This window comes from Gillisia sp. Hel_I_86 (assembly GCF_007827275.1).
In the GTDB taxonomy this organism is placed as follows: domain Bacteria; phylum Bacteroidota; class Bacteroidia; order Flavobacteriales; family Flavobacteriaceae; genus Gillisia.
On record NZ_VISE01000001.1, the window covers coordinates 2537537 to 2559238 of the forward strand.

Genomic DNA, 21702 nt, shown 5'->3' on the forward strand with positions numbered 1-21702 from the left:
TGATAGTCTGCATTTGAACTTATTATTACTTTAAAGCCGCAACCTTCATAATTTTCGTCATGCCCAACTTGTTTCAGTATACAAGTAAGTATGGAGGAGGACGTAAAACTTGTGATGGACCCGAACAGAATGACGATATGGTCAAGGCCTTGCTGCACCAAAAATGGATACACAATTTATAAAATTTCAAGAGGAGTTGTTTCCCTAATTTTTCATTATTATTTTTCGTGTAACGATCTCATTATCAGTATGCATTTTTAATATGTATATTCCCTCGCTGAAATTGGCAACTTTTAGGATGATCTCTTTTTCAGAGGGGACATCATCAAACACACTTAGTAATTTACCGTTAAGATCGAATAAGTAGATGGCAGAGATCCTCAATTCTTCAGGATTTAAAACCATCATTTCATTTTCGGTATAAGAATGGAGAAGGCTTATGTCTGTTAGGTCATCTATAATAGGAATTTCCGGGGTAGCATCGGCTTCATTAAAAAAGATAATTTGAAACCTGTCCACAATTTCACCTGAAGGCGAATTGGCCCAATAGTCGGTTTTTTTAAGATTATGTATCGAATCCCTTACAAGATCCCTTAAATAAATATTTTGAGCAGGATCAATATTTTCTGTAGTATCCAGTAAAATTTTAAATTCACCTGCTTGTTCCAATCTAATTCCTATTGGTAAAACTTGGTCCTTATTAAAATTTGGAACCCCCTGAATTACAAATTCATATTTGTTTATAAGCCAATACATGTCCTCTAAGTTATAGTCATTTATAGGAGCATCATATCCCAGGTCAAAACCATTGGTTGCATTAACATCTGCTCCTACTAAAATTTGTCTATAATAACCCATTGGTGATTTAAAGTTCAATCTTATTTTGGCCCTCACGTCAGCGCCTTTAGTTTCTTTATTATTTTTTTCTGGTTTTAAAAACTGGGAATTGCCGGGCGTTTCGGGAATAAAATATCTTTGGCTATTTTTAAAAACTATATTTCCTCCGGCTACACTAATGTTTTCAGAGAGGGATGGATCTAAAGAAGTATTTATAAAAAAGCCTTGCCCAACAGGTATATATTTTTCTGGCTTTTTAACCCCTCTATTCCCATTGGAGTTTATCCTGTCATCAGTTGAGATTGCTGGAACCGCATCTATTAAATTTTTTGTGGCATAACCACCAATATATTCTCTTAAAACATGGGTCTTACCGCCAAAGTGATCCCAAAAATATAAGGCTCCATTAAATATGTTAACATCGTTTCTGCCACCGTTAGCTTTAATATTATCCAGCAAAAATTCATGAGCATCCATAGCAGAAGGATATGGGTTTCCTAAAAGATAATTCTGTTCTTTTCCAATTGTTAACGTTATAGTCCCATTATGAGGTTTGCCTTTAAACACATAATTTTGCTCTTCGTTAATTTTACCATCTCCAGAGGTCCCTTTCATAGTATAACCCTCTCCGGACATTAATGTTCCATCACTTCCAATATGCTGCCATTCCGAATACTGGTTTGCGGTACCTCTAAATTTATAGATCCAGTAATTACTGATTTTTCGGGGTGTTGCAAAGGGCCCATCTGCGTAGGTAACGCCATTTCCAAAATTCATAGCTACAGGATTATTGGGGTCACTGCCATCTTGGACTATATTTTTAATTGTAAATGGAGCGTTATTTGGTTTGCCTTGTTCACTCACTGGTGACGACCAATAATTATAATTATAGCTGCTAGCGGTTCCTTGCTGATCTATTTCTATATAACCTGCACTTGCCTCATCTAGAATACTGCCTTCATTTTGAACCAATTGTGATTTTCCTGCCAAATCTATAAATCCGTCAAGTTTAAGGTAATGGGAAATAATTAAGCCCTGCCCTTGATTCTGATTATTTTGTTTGCCCATGGTAAGGATATTGCTTTCGGAGATCAATCCAAGAAGTGTTAGATCTTTTACATCAGAATTTAAATTATTGGAAATTTTAGCAATGTTCCAATTAATATTGGAGCCGTCAATGCCTTTTGAGTTAGGGGCATCCCAGACTTGTGAATGAAGCCAAGAAGTATTGTCGAACCATTTACCATCACTATTGGAGATATAAGGAAGTGGAGCGGTGTTTTCTTGAGTGGTTTCTATATTTTTCAGTATTCCACTTATACCCGAAGAGGCCATGTCCAGAGTAAGTCCATTGTTCACTTCTCCAACAATCATGCGGTAATAGCCATCTAAATTGTTCCATAACAGCCCTAAAGGAACATCTAATGGAATTATTTCACCCTGAACTTTTCCGTTATTGTTTTGAATACGCTGATTCATCATGAACCTTACCTGCTCTTGATTTAATCCAGTATTCCAAATTCTAACTTCTTCTATCCAACCATGGAAATTATTTTTAGGGAATAACGGATTAGCTGAGTCGTACATAGCACCTATGAGCATAGGCGCATCAATATTTTTTGGTTTGGTAGACAAATTATCTGTCTTTAATTTAATGCCATCTACATATAAACTAATGACACTTCCTTCCTGAACTGCTGCTAAATGATACCATCTATCTGTGCCAATGGATTTGGTAGTCGTAATTGTTTTGTTGTTTAATCTAAAACTAGGTTTGCCATTGTTTAAAATTAAATCATAGCCACCTTCAGCTAGATCGTTTAAATTTCGTTTAGAGATAATGGTATTGATTCCATTTATAGAATTGGGTTTTACCCAAGCCTCTAAGGAAAAAGTATTTTCAGGATTTCGTAAATTAAAATTATCTCCAAAATCCACATAGTCATCTATTCCATCAAAATCGAGTTTACTACAGCTGGGAGGGAAAGTGATATCCAGTTCGTCAAAAATAGGCGGGCAACCATTGGCTGGTGTAATCGTCCATCTTAAGGTGTAAGAAGTGTTGGCTGTTCCTGTAAATGTACTTTGCCTGGCGCTATCATCGCTAAATGTACCACCCCCGCCATCGGCAGGAAAAGTGATAGACCAGCTGCCAGAAGCCGCTGTAGGATCAATTTCGGCAGCATTAAGATTGAATGTTGTAGTACCACATTCAGCAATAGAGATATCATCTCCAGCATTCGCAGGGATTTCATCTGGTTGATTTACTGTTAAGGCTATAGAAAGCGAAGTGCACGCATTGGGAGTGGTAACTGTAAAGGTATACGTAGAAGCGGTTAAGTTGGATACCGTAATGGCTCCTGTTGTGTTTGTTTCAGCCTTAAAAATTTCAATACCATCCTTATCAAGCAAAGTAATTATATATTCTGGCGACTCACCATCTAACACCCCTCCAGTGACTTCTATGGAGACAGTTCCATCTTCCCCTGCAAAACATTGCACCGGGGTAAAACTAGATGCAACAATTTCTAATGGAGAAGGTTCAATTATTGTGATGTTCCCAGTAACGGAACAACCCGCTTCATCTGTCACAATTACACTATAACCCCCTTTGCTAAGGCCTGTAGCCGTTTGGGTAGTTTGGCCATCACTCCATAGATAGCTATAAGTTCCGGTTCCACTGGATAACATAGCTTTTGCCGATCCGTCGCTTCCTTGATAACAGCTAGGCATTATGGTTTCAATACTATCAATTATTGGAGTTGGATTTATGGTTAGTGTAAAAGCATCTTCTGCAATAGTGCAGGGAGAAACAGGTGTTCCAGAAGTAAGTATTAAAATTACAGATCCTGTAGAAATTTCTCCGGCACTTGGAGTGTAGGTAGCATTTAAGGTATTTCTATTAGGATTAAAAGTCCCTTCCCCTCCAGTCCATGCTCCGGTGGAAATAGATCCAGTAACCAAGCCATTTAAAGTTATTAAAGCATTCTCTGCACAAACAGTTTGATCTTCCCCGGCATTTACAATGGTTTTTGGGATAATCTCTACTTCCGTACTTCCAACTTGTGGAGAACAATCATAAGCATCTGTAACTGTTAGGGTATAAGTACCAGAATCTGTAGCTAATAAGTTTTCTAAAATAGGATTTTCTTCTGTAGAAACAATAATACCATTGGCATTGGCCCATTGGAATGCTATAGGATCTCTTCCACCTTCAATATTAGCATATAATTCTAAAGTACTTCCTTCGCATATTGCAGAGTTATTTGTGGGGTCTATGCTGAAAATAATTGGTTCCAGAGTTCCAAAAGAAATATCGTCTAATCCAAAATCATTACCGCTTCGTATTGTTTCTAAGTTTATAATTTCCAGTACGGCATTAGTTGCATTGCCAGAATTCCAGAACGGGTTGCTATAAAATTGGATCCAGTTATTTGTATTCACTTGCCCATTACTGGTAGGCTTTGGAGCGTCTTTTAGATCTGCTATAGTACCCGTGGGAACGCCATTTACTTGAAATTGAAGTCGCGCGGGATTCGCAGGGTTTAAATTCATTCCCCAGGCACTAAAGTAATAGTTGGTATTTGGTTGAATATTGGTTATGGTTTGTCTCCAAATAACTTTTCCAGAACCCGGGTGCCCGTTAATAATCATAAAGTCCCCACTTCCAGTGGTATGGTCCTTACCATAGAAATTATCATGATAAAAATTGGCATTATCGTCTACGGCAAAATACCCTTCAGGATATAAGCTCTTTGAAACTCCAGTTTGATCTGTATATTCGGTGTAGAATCCTGTAGTACCACTTTCAAAATCACCGTTTACGAGCAATTCATCTGAAACACTTATGGAGCCAATTCCCGAACAGCCAAAACTGTCTGTTACCGTTAAAGTATAAGTTCGCGCAAGTTCTACATCTACCGAGCGGCCAGTTCCTAATATTTCACCTCCAGATTCCCATTGATAAGTTGAAAACTCGCTGTCCGACACTAATTCGATAAAAGTGGAATCCCCACAATAATTTGGGGTAATAGTTACCACTGGGGGTTGTCTTACAATAACTTCAACTTTACCAATACCCGGACATTCAATATCCGGGTCGCTATAAGTCGCAGTATATACAGTAGTTTCAGAAGGAAAAACATTATTTGGATTTTGCTCATTCGAAGTCCAATCAGGATCTGTAGAAGAAGTCCAGGTAACCTCAGGGACTTTAGTTTCTCCGGTTATTTTCACATTATCTATACCCATGTAGTAGCCCCAGGTTGCTTTGTACCTAAAGCGTATGTACAATGTAGATATTCCTGTATATCCAGAGAGATCGATGGATTGAACTCCATTTAAATTAAAAGTATAGGATTTGATGGTGGTCCAATTGGAATCATTATCATTATTTACAGTGGAAACTTGAACTTCAGCTATATCATCAGTATTATATTTTCTAAAAAAACTCCAAAAACTCAATGTTAAAGATGAATAGCCAACTGTATTAATTGGATTCTTAAATTTTAGGAAAGTGTCTGTGCTACTTCCAGAGCCAGCAGCATCACTATTAGAGAGATAAAATTGAGACGAATCATTTGAGCTTATAATATTATAGGTGGCATCGTAATTATTCGGACGTAAAGTCCAGGCTGCAGCAGTGCGACTTGAGGAAGGAGTAGTTCTGTTTAGTTTAGCCCAGTTACTTGCATTTCCATTAAAATTTTCATCTATTAAAGTTGTGGAAAGGGATGCTTCACCTTCAAAAGTAGAAAATAAATTCACACTTCCACCAGGGCATATTTCAGTAGAAGATGCTGTGACTGTTACCTTTGGACCCGATAAAAGGGGGAAACTTAATTGCGTTTCACTAGAACATCCTTCAGAAGATTTTAAGGTGATGTAATAAGTAACACCTACCGTATTTCCGGAATCATTATACAAGGCTTCATTGATATTTCCGGAGCCTGTATTCGCAGGATTGCCTAGAAACGCATCTCTTCTCCAAGTTATCGTTGTGCCATTTAGGTTACTTTCTAAATTATGGGATATTTGCTCTCCATTACAATGATCACCAATTGGATTGTTGGTTAATTGAGGTTCCGGGAGGATATCAACGTTTATTTCCCTAGAATTAATGCAACCATCATCTGTTTCCAGCTTAAACAGGTATTTAGCAGTAATAGTACTGGAACTGGTATTTAATAAGGTTTCATTAGGGTTTTCTATATTTTTATCATCTGATTGAGTAGCAGGATTTTCCCCTACTGCAGCTCTAGTCCATGTAATGGAAGTGTTTTCTATATTGCTTATCGGGGTGAAATCAAAATTAGAGCCGCTACATATTTGGGAAGGTGCATCGTTAAAATTGATAATAACTGGTTCTAACTTAATAACCACTACTTCTTTTATAATATAGCAGCCAGATGAGGTAGTTCCTTTTATATAATAAGTGCCCTTTCCAACAGTAGATGGATTTGAAAGGGGTATAGTGGCATCAATATCGTTCCAGTAAGTATAAGTAAGACCAGAAGTCGTATTCCCAGTTTTTATAGTTGGAGAAGTTAAATCTATAGATTCTGTACATTCTGGAATTGTTATTTGTAATACTGGTGTTGGATTTACGGTTATGGTCGCTGTTATTGGGGTTCCATCACAATTATTTGCAACTGGTGTTATTTTATATTTAATGGTAGCCACTGCATTTGTAGTGTTGGTAAGGAGTTGTTGTATTTTTTCTCCTGTTCCATCGGTAGCTCCCGTAATGCTTCCAGCAGGAGAAATTTCAGCAATTGTCCAACTGAAAGTAGATCCTTCTATTGGACCAGATAAAGAAATATTTGTTGTTTCTACCGAGCAAATAGCTTGGTTTGGTGGAGTTAAGGATACAGTTGGGGTAGGATTCACAGTAATGTTATAGGTAACTGGATCTCCACTACAACCATTTGCTTTGGGTGTAATTTCTATAGTTGCAGACCCATTTAGGGCAGTAAATGCAGGAATTTCTGCCACACCTATTTTATTGGATAAACCTATCGCTCCTCCTCCTTTAATATCATAGATAATACCGGTAGGTGTTCCGGTTAAAGGGATAGCGTTAGTTAAAATCCCATTACAATAAACTTGGTCTTCAGGGGCCGTAACGGTAGGCCTAGGTTTAACTTCAATTTTAAAGGTTTCTGGAATACCTTCACAATCGTTCGCGGTTGGAACTATAGTTATGGTTGCAAAAATACTTTGATTGGTGGTATTCGATGCTACAAATGAACCTACTCTGTTACGTCCACTTGCTCCCAGTCCTATAGCAGTATTATCATTTGTCCAATCTCTTTTTGTTCCATTTACAGAGGAACCTCGAAGAACAATTTCTTCCACAGTTCCACCGTCACAAACTACTACGTCGGCTGGTTTTGTAATGGTTGGAGTAGGATTTATAGTGATAGAGAAACTTACCGGATCACCTTGGCAATCATTTGCTATTGGTGTTACTGTAATTGTTGAAATAACTGGATCTGTAGTGTTGTTAATAGCTGTGAAAGAAGCAATATTGTCAATTCCACTTCCTTGCAAACCTATAGAAGTGTCTGTGTTTATCCAATTATAAGTAGTTCCAGATACGAGGCTTCCTGAGAAACCAATAGTTGAAATTGTCTCGTCGTTACATACTATAATATCATTAGGTTGATTCACTGTTGGTTCAGGAATAATTACTTTTTGAACAGCTGTAGTACTATTGGCTGAATTATCAGTAAAAGTCCATGTAATAGAATATTCTCCAAATGTTTCGAATTGAAGATTATCTGTAGTAGTACCTGTAATTAGATTTTCACAATTATCTGTAGTTGTTGGAAAATCAGTGATTTGCTTGCTGCAACTCCAATCTACAATATCTGACAAGATTGGCTTGACTGGGGCTTGATTATCATTAACCGTAACTGTTTGAGTGGCGGTAGTGGCATTGTTGGAATCATCGGTTACCGTCCAGGTAACAGTTGTTGAACCCAATGGAAAAGTGGCGGGTGCATTATTGGTGGTGCTTTTTACGCCACAATTATCATTAGTGGTAGGTGTTCCAAGGTTCACTGCGGAAGCTGTACACTTATTGGTATCGGAATTTACAGTAACATTGGCCGGTGGTGCAATCGTTGGGTTTTGATTATCTTTTACCGTAACTGTTTGAGTGGCGGTAGTGGCATTGTTGGAATCATCGGTTACCGTCCAGGTAACAGTTGTGGAACCCAATGGAAAAGTGGCGGGTGCATTATTGGTGACGCTTTTTACACCACAATTATCGTTAGTGGCAGGGGTTCCAAGGTTCACTGCGGAAGCTGTGCACTTATTGGTATCGGAATTTACAGTAACATTGGCCGGTGGTGCAAGTGTTGGGGCTTGATTATCGTTTACCGTAACCGTTTGAGTGGCGGTAGTGGCATTGTTGGAATCATCGGTTACCGTCCAGGTAACAGTTGTTGCACCCAATGGAAAAGTGGCCGGTGCATTATTGGTGACATTTTTCACGCCACAATTATCGTTAGTGGTAGGGGTTCCAAGGTTCACTGCGGAAGCTGTACACTTATTGGTATCGGAATTTACAGTAACATTGGCCGGTGGCGTAATTGTAGGGTTTTGATTATCTTTTACCGTAACTGTTTGAGTGGCAGTAGTGGTATTGTTGGAATCATCGGTTACCGTCCAGGTAACAGTTGTGGAACCCAATGGAAAAGTGGCCGGTGCATTATTGGTGACATTTTTCACGCCACAATTATCGTTAGTGGTAGGGGTTCCAAGGTTCACTGCGGAAGCTGCACACTTATTGGTATCGGAGTTTACAGTAACATTGGCTGGTGGTGCAATCGTTGGGTTTTGATTGTCTTTTACCGTAACTGTTTGAGTGGCAGTAGTGGTATTGTTGGAATCATCGGTTACCGTCCAGGTAACAGTTGTGGAACCCAATGGAAAAGTGGCGGGTGCATTATTGGTGACGCTTTTTACACCACAATTATCGTTAGTGGTAGGGGTTCCAAGGTTCACTGCGGAAGCTGCACACTTATTGGTATCGGAGTTTACGGTAACATTGGCCGGTGGTGTAAGTGTTGGATTTATCGTATCATTATCACAAGATCCTGAATAGGAGGTTCTTTCTAAAAAATCATGAGCTTTAGATAACATTAGGCCACTTGAAAAATGCGACTGAATTTTCTTCTTAAAATTTGTTTTGAGATAATAACGAACAGAATAAGGATTTAACCTATAGGATATTTGCTTTAAAAAATTTAAATAATTCCCCCCCTCTTTCAATGGAGAAGAGCTTTCATTGAAATCGCGGGAACTAGAAGAAGCCTCCTTACTTGAAACCTTAAAAACTGATATATGGGCATCAGTTTCTGGAAGTGTCAGAAAGTATGAATTTGAAATAGCATAAGAATTAAAAAAAGCACCTACAAAAAATAAATATAATAGTATGATTTTAACCCTTGGGGTAATTTTTCCCATATAATTTTTTTTATAACAGCTACCAAATTTACGTAGAATGTTTATAAACATACTTGATTAAAGATCAAAATTATCTATAAAATACAGATTTTAACCCATTTAAACATAATATTATAAAAATAAGTAAGTGATTACTTGTTAATTTTTATGCATATCCGTAAAGTATCATAACATGATAAATACAGTCATTCTGTTCCGATAGTTATCGGAATTGTTCCAGAATCTCATAATACTAAGAATCAATACATTAAGTAGAGATCCTGAAATAAATTCAGGGTGACGTCCAAATGCTACATTGTGAATGATTCCGGATATTCAGAAAAAGTTTTCCAATTGTCCGCTTTTGTACTTAATTTTAATTTAAAGCCGCAACCTTCATAATTTTTGTCATGCCCAACTTGTTTCAGTATACAAGTAAGTATGGAGGAGGACGTAAAACTTGTGATGGGCCCGAACAGAATGACGATATGGTCAAGGCCTTGCTGCACCAAAAATGGATACACAATTTATAAAATTTCAAGAGGAGTTGTTTCCCTAATTTTTCATTATTATTTTTCGTGTAACGATCTCATTATCAGTATGCATTTTTAATATGTATATTCCCTCGCTGAAATTGGCAACTTTTAGGATGATCTCTTTTTCACAGGGGACATCATCAAATACACTTAATAATTTACCATTAAGGTCGAATAAATAGATGGCAGAGATCCTTAATTCTTTAGGATTTAATACCATCATTTCATTTTCGGTATAAGAATGGAGAAGGCTTATGTCTGTTAGATCATCTATTAGTACTGGATCTTCAATAATTGGGTCTTGTTTTGATTCTTTATAAAATATAAGTTCAAATCTATTTGTAATTTCTCCAGCTTCAGATGTTGATACATAAGGCTCAGATCTCATATCATGAATTGTATCCAATATGATATCCCTTAAATAGATAGTTTGATTTTCATTGATATTTTCCAGGGTATCGATTTTTATTTTAAACTCTCCAGATTGGTCTATTCGAACCCCTAATGGTAAAACTTGATCTTTCCCAAAATCTGGAACTCCTTGAATTACCAAGAAATTACCACCCTGTAACCAATACATATCCTCCAAGTTATATTCAATCATCGGTGCATCGTAACCAATATCAAATCCATTGGTAGTATTTGGATCTGCACCTACTAAAAGTTGTCTGTTATATCCTTTGGGAGATTTAAATGAAATTCGAATTTTAGGAATTATACTTTTAATCTCTTCTTTCCCAGTTTTAGTGATATTCTCAGGTCTTAAAAAGATAGAATTTCCAGAACTTTCCCTAGCGAATACACGTTGGCTATTTTTAAAGGTAATGGCTCCGCCATCTAGGGTAAACACTTCCCCACCAGATAAACTTTCATCGGTACCGGTGTTTACAAAGAACCCTTGAGAAACAGGGATAAATTGCTCTGGTGTTTTTGTACCAACGGCATTATTGGCATTTACCCTTTCGTCATTTGAAATTGCAGGGGCACCACCAATTAAATTTAGGGTAGCATAACCTCCAATATATTCTCGTAGAATATGTGTTGCTCCAGAGAAATGATCCCAGAAATAGATCACACCATTAAATACATTTTTATTGTTCCTCGCTCCAGAAACAGTGCTGGAATTTAAATTATCTAAAATAAATTCTGTTGCGTCTAATGCCGAAGGATACGGATTACCAATTAGGTAATTTCGTTCCTTGTCTATAGTTAAGGTAATATCTCCATTGTTTGGCTTGCCTCTATAAACATAGTTTTGTTTTTGAGGAATTGCCGCTATACCATCAACTCCAGAAGCACCTTTCATGGTATGTCCTTCTCCAGCTTTTAAGAAACCTGTACTTCCAATATGTTGCCAAGAATCATAATCATTGGTCAATTTATTTGCAAATTTAAAGATCCAGTAATCACTCTTGGTAATTGGATTTGTTTTTGCTCCATCTGCAGCGGGATAACCTGGTTGATAATTTATTGCTTTAGGATTATTGGAATCTGTTCCGTCCCACATAATGTTACGTACAGTAAATCCAGAATTATTGGCCGCTCCCCGAGTACTTACTGGGGCTGTCCAATAATTATAGTTGAAGCTGCTTAAAGTTCCTTGTTGATCCCTTTCTAAATATCCAGCACTAGCTTCGGCAAGTAGGCTGCCCTCATCTTGTAATAATTGAGATTCCCCAACTAGATCCATATTTCCATCTAAAAGTAGATAATGGGTAACCCTTATGAATTGGCCATTGTTTGTTTCATCTTGTGCGCCACCAGGATCTGCGATGCTTAACATTTTGCCTGCAGTATCAGACAATAATCCTAATATTGTAATGTCTTTTCCTCCAGATTTTATATCGTGGGAAGTCCTTACAATATTCCACTCTATTGGTGTGCCGTCTACACCATTGCTATTTGGCGCATCCCACACATCAAAATATGTCCAAGTATCATCGGTGCCCCAAGTTTGTCCATCTACCCTAGAAGTATATGGGAGGGGGGCAGTGTTTTCTTGAAGCGTTTCCATATTATGAAGTACTCCATTTATCGCAGTGCTTGCAAGATCTGCAGTAAGGCCTCCCGTTAAGATATCTGTAGCAATTAATCGATAATATCCAGCAAGATTATTAAAGGTGAGTCCTTCTGGAACATCCATCGGGATCTCAACCCCCATTTGGGCACCATTATTATAAAGACGTTGGTTCATCATAAATCGAATTTGTTTTTCGGTAAGAACCGTGTTCCAAATTCTAACTTCTTCTATCCATCCTGAAAAATTACCTTTATTTGTAAGTGGAGCTGCAGGATCATGCTTGGCTCCAATGATCATAGAAGCGGTTCCATTTAAATAAGCGCCCCCCGTATGGCTGGCCACAGAGATACCATCTATAAAGAGTTCGGCATTACTACCATTAAAACTAACTGCGGCATGGTACCACCTGTTATTTGCAGTAATATTTTGTGGTGAGGTAAGCACACCGGCATTCCAGCTAAATACAATTTTACCATTGTTTAGACCAAGATCGAAACCATTCCCGTTGTTTTCATCCCTTTTGGAAATAATAGTTCCTGTAGTTGCTTCAGGTCTAAACCAAGCTTCAATACTATAGGTTCCAGTATAATCAGTTCCCAGATCCACAAAGTCATCTTCACCATCGAAATCCAAGGTAGTACAATCTTCTATTGTGAATGTAATATCGGTATGAATGGGAGTACATGGGCTATCTGTATCTTTAGCGATTTCCCAACGTAAAGTATATTCTCCAGGAACAGCTGGAGTGAATACAGTATTAGCACTGGTCATGTCTACAAAAGTTCCACCAGCAGGACCTGAAATTACTTCCCATTTTACCGTCGAATCATCGCCATCGGGAAAAGCGGTGATCTCACCCTGATTTAAACCCGTAATTGTAGCATTAATATTGATGCTTTTAGTCCCGCACCCCACAGTTTCTGCAGTAGCAACACTAGTGTATGGATCAAAGGCGTACACCGAAATAGTTTCAGAATTCCCTTGGGCAGTACATCCGTTTCCTGCATCATCCGTTAAGATAAATGTGGTTACCTCAAATATGTTTTCACCTATATATTTTGGTATCCATGTTACCGTGTCTGTAGTTCCAATTAATTCTCCGGGATCACTTAAAGTATTGTCCCGCCATTCCAATGTAACTTTATTAGGTTCGTCTGGTACCTGAATATTATCTATCGCCCAAATACTACCCGCTATAGTTCCTAAATATGTAAACCTAATTCTAAGATTTGTTTGCCCTATATAGTCACTTAAATCTAATTTTACCTGATTTTCGGGAGTATTTACTATTCCAAATTTATCATAGTTTCCTGAGGTACTTGGCCCGGTAATTTCTTTTAGAATAGTATTATATGTATTTCCACCATCAATAGAAATATCTACTAAAATCCTGTCTTCAGGATTTACCAAATGATATGCCTGATCATAGGTCAAGCTTAGATCATCCATAGCGAAGGTGTTGAAAACAGGGGTTTCCATTGTGGATGGATTATTGCCCGAAACTATAGCGAATTTTTTATCGCGGGAATCATATCGCTGGTTATATTCCTGGAAAGGAGTAACATTACTCAACGTACGGGTATAGAAAGGATGATCATTGGTATTCACCCATTTATCGGGTCTTAAATTATCTCCACTTGCCGGAAAATCAAGATCTACTGTGCTACCATATCTCCTTACCCTCCATCCGTTATTGGTCATAGAGTTGGCACTGTTAAAATCTCCTTTATCATTTATATTTCCAATGGTTCCATAACCCGTGTCAGACGCCAATGTTACCGGCTCTCCTAAACATACAATTGTTGGCGATGCTGTAACTGGTGATGGTTTAATATTGGAAGGAATAATACTAATTATAGCTAAATCTGAATATACATTTCCACATACGCCATTGCCTATAATAGCCCTAAATAGTGTGGTGGCGGTTAAATTACTATAGCCGTTATATGTTGTTGATGTATGGGGAGTTCCATTTACAGATGTCCAGGTAGCTCCGGCAGTTGAGCTCAACTCCCAATCTATTATGGTTCCTATATATCCTGTTAACTCAATAGGCACATTATTTCCTGCAGTAGCGTTATCACATAAAGAATAAACATTGCCCAGGCCACCTGCAAAATTGAGTTCCCCACCTACGGGTAATTGATCTATTGTAATTACAGCACTTAATGAGGTTGCCGGTTCGCAAACCGTTCCATTTTTAACTAGTGCAATATATTCAGTAGTTTCGGTAAGATTTGAATAATTAAGTGTAGTAGATGTATTTGATATAGAAGTCCAATCGGTACCATTCGTAGAACTTTGCCATTCCATAACATCCCCTAAATGCCCGGAGAGGCTAAGGGTTCCTGAATTTGTACCGGTACATACAGTAGTTGTTCCTGCAATGGAGCCGCCCACACTTTTTTCTTCCACTTCTATGGTAACTTCAGCGGTACTGGTACAACCTTGATCACTGGTTCCCGTAACCAAATATGTGGTAGTAACAGTAGGACTCACAGTGGGTGATGGTTTAGTGGATTCTGCGGCTTCAATGGCAGTACCATCTACAGTCCATAAATAGCTTGTAGCTCCTTCAGCATCGAGGGTTGTGGAAGACCCGGAACAAATAATAGAATTTGCAGCATCTGCAGTCAATATTGGCAACGGATTTATTGTAATAGTGACTTGTACCCGATCACTTTCGCATTCATCTTTGGTCTGACTAACCCAGTAGTATGTAGTAACATCTGTACTTGTATTTGGAACAGGAGCGGAAGCTAGTGGAGTAGAGGCATCTACAGCATCATACCAGTTTATTGTATTTCCCGCATCGCCTTCGGCTTCTAAAGGTGTGGTCACAGCCTCATTCAAACAAAAGCTCAAAGCCGCTGTGGTTGCTGGTATAGCTGGTTTTTCATTAATTGTTACCACTAATTTAGCTCTGGGACTCTCACAAGTTAAGGGACTCTGACTTACCCAATAGGATGTAGTTCCAACAGTAGTAGTAGAAGGGGTTGGTGTACCTGTAATAAGATCGTCCCCGGTTTCAGTGGCATACCATTTTAAGTTAGTTCCAGTTGCTGTTAAGGCTGAAGCTACATCTCCTTGGCAGTAACTAATGTCGGTGGTTTCAGGAGCATCTGGCTGGTCTTTAATACTTAGTGTGAACGACTTGGAAGTAGCATCTGGACAGGTAAAGTAATCTGGTCCTTTTATTTTTACTGCATACGCTCCATTGTCTGCAACAGTTAAATTGGAAATTATAAGTTTGCCGCTATATTCTCCTGTCACTCCTGTAGGACCCGATGTTGTCATAGTATAATTACCTCCGGCAGTTATTACATTATTAACCTTTATCCATTCAAAGGTTAGCGGTGCACCATTGGCATGTGCTATATATTCAAAAGTGATTTCTGTTACGTCATTTTCACAGAATGTTTCATCTTCGGCAGGTTTAATAATGATTATTTCTTCATCTACATTTAAAGTAACTGTATCAGAAGTATCAGAAGAGCACGAATTGCTGCCACTCACAACTACATGGTAATCACCGGCATTTGTAGAAGTTGCATTATTAAGGTTGAAACTTGCAGAAGTTGCACCGCTAATGGCTGCATTGTCCTTGAACCATTGGTATGTTAAATTATCTCCCGAAGCAACAACGCTAAACGAAGCCGGCTGGGTAGAGCATATTCCTAAATTAGAAGGTTGGGTGGTAATTAGAACCTTTTCAAAAATTTCTATATCTGTAGTTGAAACCACTTCTTGGCATCCATTTTCAGTAGGAATTGTGTACGTTACAGTATGAGGTCCAGCAGAACTTGTAGAAGGTGTAATAGCTCCATCTGAAGCAATGCTTAAACCGCTTGTGCCAGAAAATACCCCATTTTGGTATGCTCCCGCTGTATTGGAGAAAGTTACAGTATATGTATTAGTGTCTGAGTTGCAAAATGGTCTGGCATATGCAATAGTAGCTTGTGGAGTTGCCGTGATAGTTACCGGTGTCGTAATAATAATTTGAGCACAACCTACGCTGGCCGGAATTGTATACGTTACTGTATGGTTTCCAGATTGACTGCTTGAAGGAATAATTTCACCTGATGTGGCATTGATATCCAATCCTGCGGTACCCGAAAAAGTGCCATTTTGATAAGCTCCTGTTGTATTACTGAAGCTAACGGTTTTAGCAGTGGTATCAGATTGGCAAAAAGGCCCTGCATAACTAATTTCAGCAAAAGGAATATCAGAAATACTAATAGGTGTTTCAGCACTTGCTCCTTCGCAACCATTGGCGGCATCCAGAGAATAAGTAATAGTATAATTCCCGGGATTGCTTAAACTCGGATTAATACCTCCATTTGCATCTATATTCAATCCCGCCGGGGTAGAGGAATAGATGCCTCCGCTTATGATCCCAGATCCGGATAAATTTACCGATTGAGAAGCGCTCAGGGATTTACAGAATTCTGCGGCACCATAAGCAATGACCGGTGTTGGTTTTTCAGTGATAACAACTCCCGCGGTTTGAGTTATTGGAGCACATCCTGTAGAAGGTATAATGGAATAGGTTACTGTATAAGTTCCAGGGGTACTATTTGAAATATCAATTGCTCCGGTTCCGCTCGTTATACTTAAACCTGAAGGTGCAGAATAGGTTCCCCCTTGGTAATTTCCAGTTCCCCCCAAGCTTGGTAATGTGGAAGAAGTGTTATCTAAACAAAAGGGTGTTCCCGCATAGCTTAAAGTTATGGTAGGAAGTTCTATAATAGTAACATCTGTAGTAACCGCAACCGCATCACAACCTCCAGAAGCGGGTGTGGTATAGGATACGTTATAAGTTCCTGCTGTACTCGATGATGGATTAATACTTCCTGTAGATGAATTGATGGATAATCCAGCCGGAGCCGAAAAAGCTCCGTTTTGATATGCCCCTGTACCGGTTAAATTAACAGGCTGATCTGTATCTATACATTTGCTAAAAGAAGAAGATGTATAACCAATACTTGCAGTTGGAATGGGGGTAACTGTTATTGTCGCGGTTCCAGTGACACTTTTGGAACAGTCGGGAGCATCTGCATATTTTATACTAACCAGGTTATAGTCGGTATTTGCAGTAAGAGGCCCAGAGTTTATAGTTGCAGTTCCACTTGCGCCTATGCCAATAGTTTGATTGGTTCCTCCATTTTTATTGTAAGTAATCGTGGTATTGGGAGTGGCGGTAAAAGTAATATCAGACGATGTTCCAGAACAAATTGTAGCATTTCCTGCAATTGTTGCGGTGGGGTCTGGTTTAAAGAAAATAACCATTTCGTCTATACCATTTCTGCAACTGGTGTTGCTTCCATTAGGTTTAGGTACAGTAAGTAAGAGAGTTACCTGACCCCTATCTATGTCTGCCTGAATAGGTGTGTATGTAAAGTCAAAACGTCCCTTTACATTAGAAGGAGCCACAAAGCCAACATTATTATTTCTATCTGTTGCTTTAAATGTAGGTTTAAAAGTTGCATTGCCAAATTCTACATTTCCGCTTATTTTTATAGGAGCTAAGGATTTACAAAATGTTTTATCCTCACCCAAATCTGTGATTATAAAATTAGCTACTTCAATCCCGGTTTTTACTGATTGTCCACTTTTACCGCAAATATTTGTTGCTTCAACAGCAATTGAAACAGTACTGGAAGAAGCATCTGTGGCATTTACTCTAACAATAATATTATTGGTGTTCATACCCGCAGTAATTTCCCAACCAGAAGGCAGGATCCAGTTATAGCTTGTTGCATTGGCGACACTGGGAACATTAAAACTTATATTGGAATAAGGTGGGCATATTTTTTCATTATCACCTAAGCTTGTAGTTATTAATCCAGGTGTGGCAGGAATTCCAGAGGTGCTTTGTACATTGAAATTCTGTGAGGCACTACTGTCCCCACAGCTATTTTTTGCAATTACCGAAATGTTTCCACTAGAACCCGCCGTCGCGGTGATAGAATTGCTTGTACTAGTTCCAGACCATCCATTTGGAAGTGTCCAAGTATAAGAAGTCGCATTTGTAATGGCTGGTATACTATAAATTAAGCCTCCACTACCGGCACATATCAAGGCAGGACCTGATATCGTCCCACTCATAACTGGCGCTGGCGCTTTTACACTTACAGCAATAGTAGCTGCCGAACTGGTACCACAATCGTTTTTAGCTTTTACTGTAATGTTTCCAGATCCTGAATTGCCTGTATTAATCGTTATAGATGAAGTAGTACTTGTTCCTGTCCACCCGTTTGGCAGTGTCCAGATGTATTCTGAAGCAGTTGCATCGTTAGTAACCGAATAGGTCTCTGAAGTATTTGGACAAACCGTGTTAGAGCCTGAAATAGCTGAAGGTGTCGCAGGAGTTCCTGGTTTTATTGTGATAGCCAAAGTTTGTTCGGTACTTGTGCCACAATCGTTAATTGACTTTACCGTGATATTTCCGCCGGAAGTATTGCTTGTAGCATTAATAGATGTGGATGTGCTTGTTCCTGTCCAGCCATTTGGCAATGTCCATTCATAGCTTGTGGCATTGGCAACTGCGGCGATGGAATAAGTATTGGTGGTGCCCGGGCAAATATCCACAGTTCCAGAAATTGCGATGGGTACTGCCGGCGTAGCCGGTTTTAATGAAACAGCCATGGTTTTAGCGGCACTGGTGCCACAGCTGTTTTTTGCCTTAACTGTAATATTACCATTGCCTGGGGCACCTGCTGTAACATCTATAGTATTAGTGATACTTGTTCCTGCCCAGCCATTGGGTAAGGTCCATTCATATTCGGTGGCTCCAGAGACTGTAGCAATAGAATATGTTTCGTTAGCTCCCGGACATAAATTTGCCATTCCGGAGATCGTTTTAGGTACGTTAGGTGTGCCGTTTAGGACGTTTACTGCAGATGTTTGTGCTGCACTGGTTCCGCAGTCATTTTTAGCTTTTACGCTAATTGTGCCACTACCTGTAGTGCCAGAAGTGGCATTTATAGTAGTGTTTGTGCTATTTCCAGACCAGCCCACTGGCAGTGTCCATTCATACGAAGTGGCATTTGCCACTGGTGAGATAGAATAAGTTAAAGAAGAAATGCTTGGACAAACCTCAGCTTGTCCGGAAATAATTTCGGGGGTGGCAGGAGTTCCCGGTTTTACAGTGATACTAATTGGCGAACTAGTTGCAGTTGTTAGTGTTGCACAAGTTGCATTAGAAGTTAACTGCACTGTTACAGATTGGCCATCGGTAAGTGCTGTAGTAGAAAATGTGTTGGAGGTGCTATTTTGAACGGTTGATCCAATTTTCCATATATATGATGGAGAAGAGCCTCCATTAATAGGAGCTGCAGTAAAAACAACATTCTCCCCTGGGCATATAGTGGTTTTTGATGCCGATATCGATACCGAGGGAGTTAACATCGGGTTCACGGTCATTGTAAGGTTATTATTGGTGTTACATGAAGCACCATCTACAGAAGTAACTATAACTTTTATTTTATCTGAATTACCAAGAGTACTTGATGTGAATGTATTTCCTGTCGTAGATTGGCTCGTATTGCCAATAAGCCATTCGTAAGTCCAATTTGAACCACTATTAGGTGTTGCTGTGAATGTTACAGAGGTGCCTGCACATATAGTTGTGCCCGGGGCTGCAGAAATTGAAACCGAGGTAGGGCATTGTGCCATTACTGATGTAGGTGACAGATGGGCAATTAGCAAAACAAAGAGAAATGGTAATTTTTTTCCCATAGCCGTTTTTATTTAGAGCAAACTAAATTACGTGGGGGAATTCGAGTGATAATTTATATGGGGTATTCGGGTAATTATTAATAAAGTAGAACAAAACTTTGGGAGAGTTTTGTGAAGTATCAGATTGGAATGTTGGGAGTTAACAATCTAAATTACATTTTTACATCTAATTTTTAATAACTATTCGGTGAAATGGAATAATAATCGTTAAAAAATCAATTTATTTATTAATTTGTTATAATAAAATAGCTATTAGCCTACATTGGCAATAAATATCTAAATAAGTAATTTTTCATTAAAATAAATAAGAAAGCCGCAAATTTAAAATTCACGGCTTTCAATATTCAATAATCTCGGGACGGGTCAACGAGGTATGAATTGGAAAATTACTTTAAAAAATTTAAAGCAAGCTTCAAGGTATTAAACCCTCGATGAGGGATTATTTATTTAACGTTTACTCTCCCAAAAACGGATATCTGTAGTCTGTTGGTGTTACAAAGGTTTCTTTGATCAAACGTGGCGAGATCCATCTTAATAAATTGAGCTTGGAACCTGCTTTGTCGTTGGTTCCACTTGCCCTGGCTCCTCCAAAGGGTTGTTGTCCTACAACGGCCCCGGTTGGTTTATCATTTATATAAAAATTACCTGCGGCATTTTGCAAAGCTTGTGTTGCTTGTGCTGCTGCATATCTATCTCCGGAAAGAACAGCACCAGTTAATGCATAAATGCTGGTTTCATCAACCAACTTTAAGGTTTCTTCCCACTTGTTGTCATTATATATATAAATCGTAATTACAGGTCCAAATAATTCAGTTTCCATAGTAGGATATTTAGGATCTGTGGTAAGGATAACTGTTGGTTCAATGAACCATCCTTCAGACTTATCATAATTTCCACCTACAACGATCTCCGCATTTTTGTCCTTTTTCGCTTGGTCTATATACTTCGCCAATTTATTAAAAGAACCTTCATGGATCACAGCAGTGATAAAATTGCTCATATCTTCTGGAGAACCCATTTTAAATGAATTCACATCTTCAACTAAATATTTCTTTACATCTGCCCAAAGGCTTTTTGGAATGTAAGCCCTGGATGCCGCGCTACATTTCTGACCTTGAAATTCAAAAGCCCCTCTAGCAATAGCGGTGGAAACTTGTTTTGGATTTGCAGAAGGATGTGCAAGGATAAAATCTTTTCCTCCTGTTTCCCCAACAATTCTAGGGTAGGTTTTGTAGGTATCTATATTGGCACCTATTTTGCCCCAAATTCCTTTGAAAACACTTGTGCTTCCCGTAAAATGGATTCCGGCAAAATCTGGACTTGCCAATACGGTATCGGTGATCATGACCGGATCTCCCATCACCATATTTATTACCCCGGCTGGTACGCCTGCTTCCTGGAAAACTTCCATGATAACCTGTGCAGAAAACACTTGGCTGTCACTAGGCTTCCAAACCACGGTATTCCCCATTAATGCAGCACTTGCGGGAAGGTTTCCGGCAATAGCCGTAAAATTGAAAGGTGTAATTGCATATACAAAGCCTTCCAATGGGCGATATTCTAACCTGTTCCAAACCCCTGGAGAAGATTCCGGCTGCTCTTCATAAATTTGAGCCATATACTCTACGTTGAATTTCAAGAAATCTATCAATTCACAAGCCGCATCAATTTCAGCTTGAAAAATGGTTTTGGATTGCGCAATCATCGTAGCGGCATTTATCCTTGCTCTATAAGGTCCAGCGATAAGATCGGCTGCTTTTAAAAATACCGCGGCTCTTTGTTCCCATGGAAGTTCTGCCCAAGCGGTTCTTGCTTCCAATGCAGTGGAAATAGCTTGTTCTATATGTTTTTTCTTGGCTATATGAAATTGCCCAAGATCGTGTTTATGATTATGTGGAGGATGCATGCTCATAGTATCTCCAGTGCGTACCTCTTTAGAACCTATGTACAATGGAACGTCCATTTTTTCGTTGTACATGTCTTTATAAGTAAGCAACACTTCCTCTCTTTCAGGCGATCCCGGAGCATAAGACTTAATAGGCTCATTAATAGCAGTCGGAACTTGAAAAAATCCTTTTCCCATAATTATTTTTTAGATGTTTCTATTCAATTTTA

Annotated in this window: 3 protein-coding genes; all 3 read right to left on the reverse strand. The window is 38.8% G+C overall.

The genetic code is table 11. The features are described from left to right. Window positions 1–204: 204 nt before the first annotated feature. Entirely contained in the window at window positions 205–9312 is a 9108-nt protein-coding gene (locus tag JM83_RS11485; RefSeq protein WP_186434989.1) for an HYR domain-containing protein, read from the reverse strand. 534 nt (window positions 9313–9846) lie between these two features. Next, window positions 9847–19587, reverse strand: a complete 9741-nt coding sequence (locus JM83_RS11490) for a LamG-like jellyroll fold domain-containing protein (protein ID WP_144962218.1) — start codon at window positions 19585–19587, stop codon at window positions 9847–9849. 454 nt (window positions 19588–20041) lie between these two features. Continuing rightward, window positions 20042–21670, reverse strand: a complete 1629-nt coding sequence (gene pruA, locus JM83_RS11495) for an L-glutamate gamma-semialdehyde dehydrogenase (RefSeq protein WP_144962220.1) — start codon at window positions 21668–21670, stop codon at window positions 20042–20044. Between the last annotated feature and the right edge of the window lie 32 nt (window positions 21671–21702).